Origin of the sequence: Bartonella sp. AA81SXKL (genome assembly GCF_042196945.1) — a bacterium.
Classification (GTDB): domain Bacteria; phylum Pseudomonadota; class Alphaproteobacteria; order Rhizobiales; family Rhizobiaceae; genus Bartonella.
Window position 1 is genome coordinate 80,192 of the sequence record NZ_JBHIRH010000006.1, and the last position, 15,271, is coordinate 95,462.

A 15,271-nucleotide genomic window follows, 5' to 3' on the forward strand; every position below is an offset into this window, starting at 1 on the left:
AAAGGCTATATAACATCACAGCATCAATAAAACGAACAGCTTAAGAAAAAATCTATATGGCTTGAAGGAAGGATATATAATTAACGAATATCCTCAATTTTTTTGTCTTGTCCATAAATGCGCCGTGCGAGTGCTGCCTCTATAAATGCATCTAAATTACCATTAAGTACGGATTGTGGATCCGTATTTTCAATTCCTGTACGCAAATCTTTGACAAGCTGATAGGGTTGAAGAACATAAGATCTAATTTGATGTCCCCATCCGATTTCTGTTTTAGAAGATTCAGCAGCATTGGTTTCTTCTTCTCTTTTTTTAAGCTCTTCTTCATAAAGCCGTGCACGCAACATCGACCAAGCCGTAGCGCGATTTTTATGTTGAGAACGTTCTGTTTGACATTGAACAACAATACCCGTTTTTATATGTGTGATGCGAACAGCAGAATCTGTCGTGTTAACATGTTGTCCTCCTGCTCCAGATGCACGATATGTATCAATACGCACATCTGCCTCTGAAACATCAACTTCAATATTGTCATCAATAACTGGATAAACCCAAATGCTCGCAAAAGAAGTATGGCGCTTTGCATTCGAATCAAATGGAGAAATCCGCACTAAGCGATGAACGCCTGATTCTGTTTTTAACATTCCATAAGCATTATGCCCTTTTACAAGAATAGTCGCTGACTTTATTCCTGCTTCTTCTCCATCATGAATTTCTAAAATTTCAACCTTCATTTCATGCTGTTCAGCCCATCGCATATACATACGTAAGAGCATAGAAGCCCAATCTTGGCTTTCTGTTCCCCCTGCTCCAGCATGAACTTCTAAATAGGTATCATTCGGATCTGCCTCTCCTGAAAGAAGTACGTCAATTTGCCTTTTATCTATCTCATTTTTAAGATTACGTATTGATCTTTCTGCATCAGCGATAATTTCAATATCACTTTCTTCTTCGCCCATCGCAATAAGCTCAATGCATTCTTCAAGTGTTTTTGTAAATGATAAAAGACCATTGATTGAATCATCGAGACGTTGACGCTCACGCATCATATCCTGTGCTCGTTGTGCATCATCCCATAATGATGGATCTTCCGCTTTTTGATTAAGATATTCAAGACGCTTTAGTGATTGATCCCAGTCAAAGATGCCCCCTTAGCAATTGTATTGCTTTCTGGATTTCATCAACTAATGTTTCTATTTCTGCTCGCATAATTTAACACCGTATTTTAAAAAACTCTTTTTGGTTGTGTCTCTTAGCATTTTATACAAATTTAATAGCTGCTATCAGAAAATGGTACAATTCTATCACTCTATTTACAGAACTGACATTGTAAAAAAGAGATAAAAACCATGACTCATGGTGAAAGGAGATTTTGTTGATTAATACAGCCCACCTGTCCCACTTTCAAGGGCTTTATTGACTTGTGGAGAAGTCGTTACTGCAGGAACACCTTCTTGAAAAGAATTTGTACTCCCAATAACTTGATATATATCAGCAGGACCAGTCCCTGGTTTAAATGCTTCTATAATGACATCTTGATCTCCTCTTTCCGCAAGCATTCCTGTTTTCCGATTAATTGGCATTAAAATCATACCCTTTGGCATCTTAAAGGGAACATCTGGCTTTCCTTTAAGAGCATCTGCCATAAACTCACCAAAAATAGGTGCAGCTAATGAACTTCCTGTTCCATTATATCCTAACGGAGCTGGTTGATCATAACCGACAAAAATACCAACGACAATGTCAGGAGTAAATCCCATAAACCAGACATCCTTAGAGTCATTGGTTGTTCCTGTCTTAGCGGCAATATGTCGATTAAGATAACGTAAACGTGCTGCAGTACCACGCTGAACAACCCCTTCCATCATGGAGGTAATCTGATAAGCTGTCATAGGGTCAAGAACTTGATCTCGCTCATCAATCAATGTGGGTTCACGTTGATTATTCCATGAATTCGTATTACAATTTTCACAAATACGATCATCATGACGATAAATTGTCTTTCCATAACGATCTTGAATTCTGTCTATCAGAGAAGGCTTAATAGAGCGTCCCCCATTGGCAATAACTGAATAAGCTGTAACCATTCGTAATACTGTTGTTTCACCAGCCCCTAAAGCCATGGGAAGATAAGGCTGCAATTTATCTACGATCCCAAAGCGTTCTGCATATTCAGCGACAAGAGGCATTCCCATATCATTGGCAAGCCGTATTGTCATAAGATTACGAGAACGCTCAATACCATAACGCAACGTTGAAGGTCCTGCAAAGGTACCTCCATAATTTTTGGGTTGCCAAACTTCACCATTATATTGACGAACTTCAATGGGACCATCTAAAACAACGGATGCTGGTGTATATCCGTTATCAAGAGCTGCTGCATAAACAAAAGGCTTAAAAGCAGATCCCGGTTGGCGATAAGCTTGGGTTGCACGATTGAATTCAGATGCGGCAAAAGAAAATCCTCCCACCATAGCAAGAACGCGCCCTGTATGAGGTTCCATAGCAACAATTGCACCTTCAACCTTTGGAATTTGTTGTAAACGATAAGTGTTATTTGTATTGGATAGTTTTTCAACAAAAATGACATCCCCAACTTGCAGAACATGAGATAAGCTCTGAACAGTTTTTCGATAACCATTTTCTTTTACAACATGGAGTGCCCATTTTGAATCAGCTTCAGATAAAACAGCAATTTCCCGTTTTTTTGATAATATACCTGAAGCTTCGCGCTGTGGCTGTAAACCAATCTCTACTTTGTTGGGATTAGTAGAAAGAACAACAGCTAAACGCCATTCAGGAACATCACTTAGCCCTGTGATATCTGCAAGTTCTGTCCCCCAATCCCCTTTCTCATCAATATGCGCATAAGCTCCACGCCATCCTTGCGCATGATCAAATCTAATTAATCCATCGTGTAAAGCACGTCGCGCAATAAGTTGTAAATGCGGATCAAGCGTTGTACGAATGGAAAGCCCACCTTCATAAAGTGTTTTAGCCCCATAGCGATGTATTAAACGACGCCGCACTTCTTCAGTAAAATAATCAGCCGCAAAAACATAGCTATCACTCCCACGGATTGTCGCTCCTAAAGGTTTAGCTTTCGCTTTTTCACCTTGTTCACGCGTTACATATCCATTTGCAATCATCCGGTCTATAACCCAATTACGCCGATCAATAGCACGTTGTGTATTCTTAAATGGATCATAATTTGCTGGTCCTTTTGGAAGAGCAGCCAAATAAGCACATTGTTCTAGCGTCAGATCATTGACGGATTTATTGAAATAGGTCAAAGAAGCAGCTGCTATACCATAAGTGCCACGCCCCAGATAAATTTCATTGAGATAAAGTTCGAGAATATGATCTTTTGAATAAGTTTTCTCAATACGCATTGCTAAAATAGCTTCCTTAAATTTACGTTCTAACGTTGTTTCTGAACTTAAAAGGAAGTTTTTAGCGACTTGTTGCGTTATAGTTGATGCACCCTCTGGACGTCTTCCAGAAGCAATATTACGAATATTATTGATCAAAGCTCGAGAAAGTCCTTCAGGATCTAAACCAAAATGATGATAAAAGTTTTTGTCTTCAGCCGAAATAAAAGCATTTATAACAAGCTTTGGTATTGATTGAATCGGTAAATAGAGGCGATGTTTTGTTGCAAACTCTGCCATAAGACGGCCATCAGAAGCATGGACGCGGGTCATTACCGGCGGCTCATAAAGTGAAAGAACTTCATAATCAGGGAGTGCATTTGCTTGACCACTGGTCATAACACCCCACGTTATTGCACCACAAAGTCCAATAGCAATAAAAAAACGAAGAAGATATCTTAAAAAAATCATCATAAAAACGGCTATCGCTTTCTTAAGAATTAATTAAAGAAAAAATACGTTACTTCAAACACACCAAGTGGATATCACCACAAGATTGAGATCAAGAGAAATCGTTTTCTATCTTTTATTTATACTAGGGTACACTAGAAGCCCATATAGATACTCTATTTTCTCACAAATTTAAAGAGGCTGTATCATTTTCTGCCTATAATCAGCAAATTGACGAATAGAATGAGCAATAGAGGCTGCCATTTGTTTTCTCCAATGAGGATCATTTAATAACTTTTCATCCTCTTTATTGGATAAATAACCTATCTCTATCAAGACTGAGGGTATATCTGAAGCTCTTAAAACTTGAAAATTAGCATAACGATGTGGGTTATTAATCAAGTTAATATGATTCTTTGATAAACTTGAAATAACACTATTTGCAAAATTAACCGAAAATGTATGTGTCTCACGTCGTGTAAGATCCATCAAAATATCTGTAACTTCGAGCGTTTCATCTGCAGGCAAACCATCAAGCAAATCAACTTTATTTTCATTTTCAGCTAAAGATTTTGCAATGGCATCAGAGGCTTTGTCTGATATGGTATACACTGTGGCACCGCGAAGAGAATGTAGATCAATCGTATCCGCGTGAATAGATATAAAAAGATCAGCATCAAACTCTTGCGCTTTTTTAACTCTTTCACTTAGTCTTAAAAAAATATTGGAATCTCGTGTTAAAGCAACGGTAATATGAGAATCCTTTTGTAATTCGTCTCGCAATGCACGCGCAAAGTCTAAAGTCACATCTTTTTCTAAAATTCCAGTAACCCCCCGCGCACCACCATCAATACCACCATGACCAGGATCAAGAACAACACGGAAATTATATGCTGGCATTAACTGTGTTTTTGTATCAAAATTGATCCTTTGCTGTTTTTTTAATATCTCATCAAATTTTTCTTGTGTACTTTTACGAATATCAATCAGCAACTGCCATAAACCATTATTTAAATTTTTTACGACATTTTTTTCAACTACAAAAGCCGTTTTACTTGTCAAAACAATGCGTGAAGTCTGTATGTCAGAGAAAGCATAACGCACATCTGAAAGCATAACGGATAATGTATTCCTTTTCTTTAAAGGCGTATTTTGCATCGAAAAGTCAATTGTAGGTAAATTGATAACCAAACGTGCTGGCCTGTCCAAAATCTGTAAACGAACATTTGGTTTTGAATTAAAAACCGCAATAATACGCGTATGAACACTATCACCAATGGTTCGAAAATTAATAAGTCTCAGAGGATCTGCGGCTTGAAGACTGGTTTGGAGTAGCAAAAAAGATAATAAAAAGTATGTGACGAACACAATAACATCCCCATAAGCTGTTTTCAGCTTTTTGGTAAAAAAAACTCTTATCATAAGCAAAATACTCTACATTACCTTTGTAATAATTTATCTTGGTTACATAAAACGATACACCAATTTATTATCTATTTTTCAATAAAAGCTAAATAAACACCTCAAAACGAAATTAAGGTCATAAAGATATTATAATTATACATGATTTACATTGTTACTTGCCAAACGCATGATATCAACATAAAAGAATATTTATGCTTCCTAGCTGATAATAGTCATCTAAATTATCTGTAACTCATATTAAGTTGTCTTTAGAAGTTTTTTGTCTATTATGCGTTGAGACTTTTTTATGGATGAAAAATTTCTATGTTGTAACATTAGGATTGCATTACTTAAGATTCGTTGGTTCGGATATCCGAACTGTTTTAAAGATTATTTTACCGGAGACTTTTAAGAAATATGAGTCATAAAAAACAGATGGAAATAATGATGAGAAATGGTGTAAATGCAGTCATGCCTTTGCACGTGGTGTTCCGTCCTGTTTTTCTGGTACCTCCCTTTTATGGCAGACAGCCTTTTATATTTACGAATAGTTATAGCATTCGTTTGAATAAAATTGTGCATGTCGCCTTCAGGATATTAACTTATGTCAAACAAAATGCTTATAGATGCCTCCCATCCGGAGGAAACACGTGTTGTTGTTGTTCACGGCAACAAAATTGAAGAACTTGATTTTGAATCAGAACATAGAAAACAGCTCAAGGGGAATATTTATCTCGCACGTATTACGCGTGTAGAACCGTCTCTCCAAGCGGCTTTTGTTGAATATGGTGGAAACCGGCATGGTTTTTTAACATTTTCTGAAATTCATCCTGATTATTATCAAATTCCTATTGCTGATCGCCTTGCTCTTCTTGAAGAAGAAGAAAAAGAAGCTGTAGGAGAAAATTCTGTAGATACCTTTACGGAAGAAGCAACTAAAAATAAAAAACGCTCCAGAAGAACAAAAAAAAGTGAAAAAAACAATGTTATAGCAGCCGATATTGAAAATGATATCACATCTGAAGCGATAATAATTGATAATACAGAAGAATCATTAAATGCCAATATCTCTTATGATGAGATTGAAATGGTCGGTGCTGAGGACATCCGTGAAGAGCTCCCGATTTATCAAAGAAAACAAGGGCGCCAGTATAAAATTCAAGAAGTCATTAAACGACGTCAAATTTTGTTGGTACAAGTTATCAAAGAAGAGCGTGGTAATAAAGGTGCTGCCCTTACAACATATCTATCTCTAGCTGGTCGTTACTCTGTTCTAATGCCCAACACAGCACGTGGTGGTGGTATTTCACGAAAAATTACGAACGTACAAGACCGTAAGCGTCTTAAAGAAATCGTAAAAGAATTAGCCGTTCCAAAAGGTATGGGCGTTATCTTACGAACCGCTGGTGCCAATAGAACAAAAGCTGAAATTAAACGTGATTATGAATATCTTATGCGGTTATGGGATACTATTCGCACTTTGACACTCGAGTCAACGGCGCCATGCCTTGTCCATGAAGAAAGCAATCTCATCAAGCGTTCTATACGAGATCTTTACAATAAGAACATTAGTGAAATTCTTGTCTCTGGAGACCAAGGATATCGTGAAGCGAAAGACTTTATGCGTATGCTCATGCCAAGTCATGCAAAAGTTGTGCAACCTTACCGTGATCCTACGCCCATTTTCGCAAGAAATAATATTGAAATTCAACTTGATAAAATGTTGCAACCACAGGTTTCTTTAAAATCTGGTGGTTATCTTGTTATTAATCAAACAGAAGCACTTGTTGCTATTGACGTAAATTCTGGCCGCTCTACGAAAGAATTCTCTGTCGAAAAGACAGCCTTACAAACTAACCTTGAAGCTGCTGAAGAAGTAGCGCGTCAATTACGCTTGCGTGACCTTGCTGGTTTAATTGTGATTGATTTTATTGATATGCTTGAAGAACGCAATGTGAAGCTGGTCGAAAAAAAATTAAAAGATTGTTTAAAAAATGATCGTGCTCGTATTCAAGTAGGTCATATTTCACACTTCGGCCTTTTAGAAATGAGTCGTCAACGTATTCGCATATCGGTTTTAGAAAGTACGACACAGCCCTGCCCACATTGCGCAGGAACAGGAAATATACGTTCTGAATCATCAATTGCGTTACATGTCATGCGCTCAATTGAAGAATATCTTCTTCATAATTCGCAACATAATATTATCGTGCGCACCCCCGTAGCAACAGCGCTTTATGTATTAAATCATAAACGCAATATTCTTGTTAATTTAGAAGCTCGCTTTAAACTTAATATTAGTATTGAAGCAGATGATAGTATTGGAACACAACATCTTGTTATTTCTAAAGGCTCAATAGCAGAGAGAATTTTTCAATCTTCATTGGAAGATGACAATAAGCAAGAAATTGAAGATTCTGTTTTCATAAAAAGTGAATCTATTGAAAATCCTTCTCCCATTGAAACAAACCAAAAGCGTCGGCGCAAAAATCGTCACGGTGAAATTACTGATCATTCTCTCTCCAACGTTCATAAAAAAGAAGATACCTTGAATGATGATTCTTATCGTCGAGGACGTCGTCGAGGACGTCGTGGTGGTCGACGCAATCAAGATAATAGTTTTCATCAGATTCGCGTTCCTTATGCAGAACCAGTGGGAGATTTTGCTAAGCAAGCTTTAGCAGAAATTAAAGCAGCGCATCGCAAACGTCGTGTTTCACCTGCTAAATCTTTTGAACTTGAAGAAACAAAGAATAATACACAAGCTCTAGATATACAACAACAGAGTGAATCTGAAAAAAATGATACAAGTATTAAACCTAAAAAACGTAAAACACGTTCTTCAAAAGTAGTAGAAAATCAACTTTTTTTAGAGAATGATCAAAATATTGCAGAACAAAAATCTCTTGAAGAAAAACCTACAACCAGTTCGGTGCATAAAACTAAAACAAAAAAAGCAGACAAAGCTGTTCATGAGGTAGAAGATAAAGCTCTTGAAAAGAGTAAAAAATCAACACGTGGAACACGTAAAAAATCATCTTCTAAAGAGACAACGCAAATACAAAAAATATTAGAGCAAGAAACTGTAATAGAGATGGAGAAAGTTATCGAAACCTCTCCTTCCCAAATTGAAGAAACAATTAATCAACCCGTTGTTATTTCATCAACGCCTAATGATTCTTCCAAAACTGAACGTATTGGTTGGTGGAAACGCAGAATTCTTTCGAAAAATTAAGGATTAAAAAAACCGCCACAGAAAATTGTGGCGGTTCAAATAAACAATTATAGAAGACGTTTTGACCAACTTCTATGGTGTGGGTTTATTACTTTTGTTTTGCTTTTTCTTGCTCATCCCGCATACGCTCTTCAATTTCTTTTTGCTTTGATTGAATGGCTTGCTGCAGCTTTATTTGTTCTTGTTGAAAATCTTTTTCCTCCATACCAGGACCGGTATAGGCTGCTGTAAACCCATTAAGAGAAAACTCAATAGGATTAGCTGAACCACGGAAATTAACTGTGGTTACAACCATTTTTGTACCACTTTTCATAGCTGCTATAAGCTTATCATCTAAGACATCATTAGCAATACAACTTGGTCCATTACAAATAATATAAGGAATTTTTTTAGAGAACTCGTCACCAATTTTAATGTGAACACCTTCTGGCAAAAAACGACCTGTAGGTACTTGAATACCTATACGTTTCTCATTTTGCTTCCCTTTTATTTCAACAAGATTAAAAGCCGTTAAAGGTTGTCCCGTATTCGATAATACAGTATTCATTGTATTACAAATATCAACATCATGCTGCTTACTGCAAACTTTGTACCAACCTTGTGATAAAGTTTGCGCATTTGCAGAAATACCAGCTATAAGAAAAAGGGCAGCAGCTCCAACTAATACTGAAACAGCAGAATAAACATTTTTATGCGACATGATTAAGTTAATCCTTTCAACGCGCTCTTAAGTAACTTCAAAAAAATATTAAATATAATTCCAACTTAATTTATTAAATTATAATGAAATAACAATTAATTTTACTATTTTTACTTCAATATAAAAAAAAAGTTAAATTTAGAGAAAAAATACGACGAGCCATTCTAATTTTTATACACTCATATCATTTCCCCTCTTCATCACATTGGTATTTGATGCAATCTATCCATAAAACACCTCTGTGCATTTAAACTAAGATTACACAAACGAATCAATATTGCAATGTTAATTAAAATAAACTCTGATACTACTCTAAAAAACTTACTAATTAAAATTTTTACATTTATTACTCTTCATGTTAAGCTTATAGAACATTAGCAACAGGTGTTGCAATGCATTAAGCTCCAAAATATCAGATAAGTTTTACAGTTTTCCTTATGTGCCTCGTGTGATACACAAAAACAAAATCATCTACGGTATTATTGAAAAATTTGATGAATTAAAACCATTGATTGTCTAAAATTTCTGCCCTTGTTTACAAAACAATGGTGATACGCTTTTGTAATAAAAATTTTATATTCTATAGCGTTTAACTAAACAGTTTAGTTTAAAAATACGCTACTAAAGAAGTGCTTTTTTCTTAATTAAACAACACATTTTCTTAGAGAGAAAATCTATAACTGCTGAAAATATTTTATTTATAATAAACTTTCTTAAAATATAATAACATATTAATTTATAATAATAATTTATCTTTTTTCTATTTCTATATTGTATGAAAGATCCTAATAGCGCAAACCTCTCTTATATTGAATCAATAAAATTTATCCACTTGTACATCACAAGCAGAGTTAGTTTTATAGATAAAACTACTGAACAAAGGGATTCCCCCTATGAATCATCTCACGTGCCTAAAGCCATAATAAATTTATGCTCATATATTATACATCTATTATTGCACTTCTGTACAAATATCATCTCTCAGCTTTATAACATGAATAAAAAATATAGCTTTTATCAATTTATTTTAAGTTATTTCTCAAATAAAATAATTTACTAAAATGATAAATTCTTTTCATCTTTTACAACATCAAAGATATAAATCGTTAATGATTTAAGTTTTAAGAAAAAATGAATTAAAAATATCATTTTGTTTTCCTATATAACACAACTTAGAGCTATAAAACATCTCTCTTATCGTATTAATAAAACAAGATTTAAGATATGAAATGTATCGTCATTAAAATAATTAAACAGATAAAAATAAAAAACTACAAGCACAAAAAATCATGCATAAAAAGAAAACATAAAAAAGATATATGAGTTTATTATTTAATATATATATTAAAGCTTATATGATAAGAATAATAGATAATATCTTATGTGTATAAATTACTTTATTATAAATAATGATAAAAACAAAAAATTAAAATATATTTTACTAATATATTTAAACTATTATTTAGTATATTATCTTAATTTCTCTGTATTTGTATAATTAATTTTTTAATTGAATAATTCTTCAACATGAGAACGCATACGATCTATAATATTCTTTTTCTTGTTTGGAAGCATTATATTATGTACTTCTTTAATGGTATTACAAAGCTTAGGTGCACTTTTTACAAACCAATTATCTTCTGTAAGACTATTTTTTATATCGTCAAATATTTGTTTTTCATAACTATTAAGAGCCATCTGTTAGTAATTCTTTAATATCCCTGACTAAACTAGGACTTATTGAATTATTTGCGCCTTTAGCCCAACTAAAATCTTTATCTTTCCAATCAAAATCTTTGCGCAAAATAGCACCTATATCACTTTGCAATATATCCGCTAACGTATTGCAAGCAATAATAAATATGAGATAATTTTTCATTATCTCATCATCACCTCCACTTTTCTCATTCATTCCCCATTCATTAAACGTTTGAGTTTTTTTAAATAATCTTTTGCTTTAATCAACTTTTCTTCATACTCCCCTACTTCATACTCTCTCGCTATATGTATTCTAGAGATAATTTTTTGTTTTTTTTCAGCTAGATCCTGTAATTTCAAACCAAGATTATAATATTCATCCTTCAGAGTTTTCAGTTTTTTATATAACTTATTCCGTTCCTGTAAACGCTCATAGTATTCTGCTTTAGAAATATTTTTTTCCCAAATATCCAAATGAGATATACTTTCTTCAATAAATTGTATGCTCTCTTTAATATTCTTTCTTTTGTTTTTTAAATGTTGGTATTGTTCATCAGAAGATAACTCAGCATAAGCGTTTTTTACGCCATATATTAAAGTGAGTAACAAAAAAACGATAGTTAGACACTTTTGTAATGAAGAAAGCATGCTATCTTTACCTAAATTCTTTCTAAAAAATTTACAGGAGCTTATTAGCTTATTATATTGAAAGTGCTATTTAATGCGGTTAAACCGTCTAATCTATTTCCTTCATTATATCAATACGTATATAATAAAAACCAAATAAATATATAATGGCTCTTTATTATAAACTTAAATTTTATTCTTATACAAAATCAATAACTTTTTGTTTTTATAGAATAATTTTATAAAAATAAGTAATAGTTCTGAAATAATAAAGATATTTTTTAAACAGAATGTTGTTCTGCCATTTCGACAAGCTGTGTCATAATATTCGCTGCTCCAACAAGCCTTTCATCCGCTGTGGACCAATTACGAATAAGAGCGATACTTTGATCTGGACGAATTTTTGCCATCGAACCTTGTTTTCCAACCCACTGAACAAGAGCAACACTATTTGCGAAATAGTTATTACGAAACTGTATAACAATCCCCTTTGGTCCTGTATCTAATTTCTCTACATGCGCTTTTCGACATAATGTTTTGATATAAAAGACTTTAAGAAGGTGTTGAACCTCAAGGGGTAAAGGACCAAAGCGATCAATTAACTCCGCTGCAAATTCATCAATTTGTTCTAAATCATCAAGTTCTGTTAAACGACGATAAAGTCCCATACGTAATGATAAGTCAGGCACGAAACTTTCTGGTATCATCACTGTTGTACCAAGTGAAATTTGAGGAGACCATTGATTATCTTCATTTAGCTCTCCATCTTTTAATTCAGCAACAGCTTCTTCAAGCATTTTTTGATAGAGTTCAAATCCAACTTCTTTGATATGCCCCGATTGCTGTTCACCTAAAAAATTGCCTGAACCGCGGATATCCATGTCATGGCTTGCCAATTGAAACCCGGCCCCTAAGGTATCAAGAGATTGTAAAACTTTAAGACGGCGATCGGCAGCAGCTGTTAAGACTTTACCAGCAGGAAATGTAAAGAGAGCATAAGCACGTTGTTTTGAACGCCCTACCCTACCACGTAACTGATAAAGGGCAGAAAGGCCAAACATCTCAGCACGATGCACAATTAGGGTATTGGCTGTTGGAATATCAAGCCCCGATTCAATAATGGTTGTTGAGAGCAGCACATCATATTGTCCATCATAAAATGCATTCATGATATCATCAAGTTGTCCAGCCGGCATTTGTCCATGAGCCACAACGAATTTCAGTTCTGGCACATGTGTTTTGAGATATTCTTCTACAAAAGCCAGATCAGAAATACGAGGACAAACATAGAAACTTTGTCCACCACGATAATATTCTCGAAGCAGGGTCTCTCGTATAACAAGTGCATCAAAGGGTGAAATAAAAGTACGAACCGCCATTCTATCAATGGGGGGTGTTGTTATCAATGAAAGTTCACGTACACCCGATAAAGCTAACCCTAAAGTGCGTGGTATGGGAGTTGCTGAAAGTGTGAGAACATGAATATCACTTTTAAGCTCTTTTAAACGCTCTTTATGTTTGACACCAAAATGTTGTTCCTCATCAATGATAAGAAGGCCTAATCGTAAAAAATTAACTGCACCACTTAATAATGCATGGGTTCCAATGACAATATCGATTGTACCATCTGAAACACCTTTTTTTACTCGTGCAAGTTCTTTCGCTTTTACAAGCCTTGAAGCATGTCCAATTTTAACCGGTAATCCTTGAAAACGCGAAATAAATGTTTTGTAATGTTGACGTGAAAGCAAAGTTGTTGGTACAACAACCGCAACCTGATATCCATTTAATGCTGCAACAAAAGCACTTCGAATGGCTACTTCAGTTTTTCCAAAACCAACATCACCGCATATCAAGCGATCCATCGGCTTGCCTGAGGCTAGATCATCCAAAACAGCATCAATTGCATTCATTTGATCTTCCGTTTCTTCATAGGGAAAGCAAGCAACGAACTCATCAAAAGATCCAATTGGTGGAAGTAAAGCAGGCGCAGCACGAGTCATACGCTCTGCAGCTATACGGATTAATTGCCCTGCCATTTCCAATAAATGTTTTTTAAGCCGAGCTTTACGTGCTTGCCAAGCAACACCTCCTAATTTATCTAACGTTACCTCTGTTCCTTCTGAGCCATAACGTGAGAGAAGCTCAATATTTTCAACAGGTAAAAAGAGGAGATCACCTCCAGCATATTTAATTTCAAGGCAATCTCGTAAAATTCCAGTGGTTGTGATGGTTTTAAGACCAACAAATTGGCCAATACCGTGGTCGATATGCACAACAATATCACCAGAATTTAAAGCAGAAACTTCAGAAATAAAATTTGTATTATTCTTACGCCGCTTTGGCGATCTTATAAAACGATCGCCAAGGATATCTTGCTCTGCTATAATAGCCAAATCTTCAGCCACAAAACCATGTTCTATCATGATAACAGCTGCTAATATGCGATCTCGAGGTGTTGCTTTGACAGTTTGCAAAGATTTTGCAACATCTATTTTTTTCAATCCATGCTCGTCGAGAACTTGTACTAAACGATTCAGAGATCCTTCACTCCAACACGCTAAAAGTACTTTTTTGCCCGCAGCGCGTAAAGATGCGATGTGATCAATAACACTTGAAAAAACGTTTTTTTCCTGCGCATTACGCTCTTTTACAAAATCATATCCCTGTTTAACATGTGCGTGAATAACAGTTTGTTCCAAACTTTGTGGAATATTAAAAGGCGAAAAATCAATACGCTGTGAAGATTGTTGCACACATTCTAAAACACGCTCTGGCGTTAAATAGAGAAGACTAGGGTCTATTGGATGATAAGAAGTAGAATTTTCTTTATCATTTTCGCGCTCTTTGCGCGCATTATAATAGTCTTCAATAAGATGATAGCGCTCAATGAAGACTTCTTCTATGAGATGTTCAAAAACTATCGCTAAGTTGCCACAATGGTCAAACAAGCTATCAAGGTTTTCATAAAAAAATGGAAGCCAATGTTCCATACCAACAAAACGCCGACCTTGAGAAATTGCTTCATAAAGCATGTTATTTTTTTGTGATACACCAAATGTACGGGTATAATTGCTTTTAAAATGGCTGATGCGTTCTGGTGTAAGAACAACCTCACTCATTGCCTGTAATAAAAGTTCAGTTTTTTGGCCTGTTGTCCTTTGACTTTCTGGATCAAATACGCGGATACTTTCTAGGGTATCTCCAAAAAAATCAAGACGTAAAGGTTCAACATCCATCGGAGAAAAGATATCAAGTATTCCTCCTCTTACAGCAAACTCACCAACATCACGGACAACCGTAACACGTTCAAAACCATTGGTTTCTAGAAATTGAATAAGATTTCCCATGTTATTACGCTGGCCAACACGTGCGTGAATAAGCTGAGCTTCTATCATTTCACGAGGAGGCAACTTTTGCATAATTGCATTTGCTGTAGTTAATATAATTGCAGGATGTGGATCTTTCCGTAAATTTGCTATGTGTGCCAATGTTGATAGTCGACGTGCCATAACAGCAATTCCTGGTGATACGCGATCATAAGGCAAACAATCCCATGCAGGAAATTGAAGTACGGGTAAATTGGGTTCAATAAAATTTAAAACTTGTTGTAAATACGCAATTTTTGTTCCGTCACGGACAACATAGATGAGCGGTTTACCTTGTGCAATTTCTGAACTTAATTTAGCAAGCGCAAAGGCTTCAAATCCATCAGTAACGCCATCTAAAATCATACGAACAGAATTATTTTTGGGAATAACAATTTTTTTAAATATAGGCATCGGG

General features: G+C 35.2%; 9 protein-coding genes. 1 reads left to right on the plus strand and 8 read right to left on the minus strand.

From position 1 onward, the window contains the following. Window positions 1–80: 80 nt before the first annotated feature. From prfB to ACFINZ_RS04915, 3 genes are all read right to left on the minus strand, one after another. Window positions 81–1,209 (minus strand): peptide chain release factor 2 gene (gene prfB / locus ACFINZ_RS04905; protein ID WP_375634070.1). Its coding sequence is split into 2 segments (ribosomal slippage): window positions 81–1,139 and window positions 1,141–1,209, totalling 1,128 coding nucleotides; the frame shifts between segments, so codons are not numbered across the junction. Window positions 1,210–1,379: 170 nt separating this feature from the next. Then, the gene (locus ACFINZ_RS04910) at window positions 1,380–3,845 is read right to left on the minus strand and encodes a penicillin-binding protein 1A (RefSeq protein ID WP_375634069.1); all 2,466 of its coding nucleotides are present in this window, start codon (window positions 3,843–3,845) and stop codon (window positions 1,380–1,382) included. Window positions 3,846–4,013: 168 nt separating this feature from the next. After that, complete coding sequence (locus tag ACFINZ_RS04915) at window positions 4,014–5,243, minus strand: N-acetylmuramoyl-L-alanine amidase (RefSeq protein WP_375634067.1); 1,230 nt, start codon at window positions 5,241–5,243, stop codon at window positions 4,014–4,016. Window positions 5,244–5,829: 586 nt separating this feature from the next. On the opposite strand from ACFINZ_RS04915, the gene ACFINZ_RS04920 reads away from it, so the two are divergent. Further along, window positions 5,830–8,460 carry a ribonuclease E/G gene (locus tag ACFINZ_RS04920; RefSeq protein ID WP_375636720.1) on the plus strand — a complete coding sequence of 877 codons (2,631 nt, stop codon included), beginning with the start codon at window positions 5,830–5,832 and terminating at the stop codon, window positions 8,458–8,460. A gap of 88 nt (window positions 8,461–8,548) precedes the next feature. Here ACFINZ_RS04920 and ACFINZ_RS04925 read toward each other — a convergent pair whose 3' ends face one another. From ACFINZ_RS04925 to mfd, 5 genes are all read right to left on the minus strand, one after another. Further along, window positions 8,549–9,160 (minus strand): invasion associated locus B family protein, encoded by a 612-nt coding sequence (locus tag ACFINZ_RS04925; RefSeq protein ID WP_375634064.1) that lies wholly within the window; start codon window positions 9,158–9,160, stop codon window positions 8,549–8,551. A gap of 1,506 nt (window positions 9,161–10,666) precedes the next feature. Further along, a complete protein-coding gene (locus ACFINZ_RS04930) occupies window positions 10,667–10,858 on the minus strand; it encodes a hypothetical protein (RefSeq protein WP_375701196.1) in 192 nt (63 codons plus the stop codon). Continuing rightward, window positions 10,848–11,072 (minus strand): hypothetical protein, encoded by a 225-nt coding sequence (locus ACFINZ_RS04935; protein ID WP_375701197.1) that lies wholly within the window; start codon window positions 11,070–11,072, stop codon window positions 10,848–10,850. The genes ACFINZ_RS04930 and ACFINZ_RS04935 overlap by 11 nt, the downstream gene beginning before the upstream one ends. After that, window positions 11,069–11,506: a hypothetical protein gene (locus tag ACFINZ_RS04940; protein ID WP_375701198.1), complete on the minus strand. Its 438-nt coding sequence runs from the start codon at window positions 11,504–11,506 to the stop codon at window positions 11,069–11,071. Before ACFINZ_RS04940 ends, ACFINZ_RS04935 begins: the two co-directional genes overlap by 4 nt. 260 nt (window positions 11,507–11,766) lie before the next feature. Beyond that, window positions 11,767–15,267 (minus strand): transcription-repair coupling factor, encoded by a 3,501-nt coding sequence (mfd, locus tag ACFINZ_RS04945; RefSeq protein ID WP_375701199.1) that lies wholly within the window; start codon window positions 15,265–15,267, stop codon window positions 11,767–11,769. Window positions 15,268–15,271: the final 4 nt, after the last annotated feature.

Coding starts and splice junctions, on each gene's coding strand:
- ACFINZ_RS04910 (WP_375634069.1), bottom strand. CDS start 3,845: ATGATGATTTTTTTAAGATATCTTCTTCGTTTTTTTATTGCTATTGGA.
- ACFINZ_RS04915 (WP_375634067.1), bottom strand. CDS start 5,243: ATGATAAGAGTTTTTTTTACCAAAAAGCTGAAAACAGCTTATGGGGAT.
- ACFINZ_RS04920 (WP_375636720.1), top strand. CDS start 5,830: ATGTCAAACAAAATGCTTATAGATGCCTCCCATCCGGAGGAAACACGT.
- ACFINZ_RS04925 (WP_375634064.1), bottom strand. CDS start 9,160: ATGTCGCATAAAAATGTTTATTCTGCTGTTTCAGTATTAGTTGGAGCT.
- ACFINZ_RS04930 (WP_375701196.1), bottom strand. CDS start 10,858: ATGGCTCTTAATAGTTATGAAAAACAAATATTTGACGATATAAAAAAT.
- ACFINZ_RS04935 (WP_375701197.1), bottom strand. CDS start 11,072: ATGAATGAGAAAAGTGGAGGTGATGATGAGATAATGAAAAATTATCTC.
- ACFINZ_RS04940 (WP_375701198.1), bottom strand. CDS start 11,506: ATGCTTTCTTCATTACAAAAGTGTCTAACTATCGTTTTTTTGTTACTC.
- mfd (WP_375701199.1), bottom strand. CDS start 15,267: ATGCCTATATTTAAAAAAATTGTTATTCCCAAAAATAATTCTGTTCGT.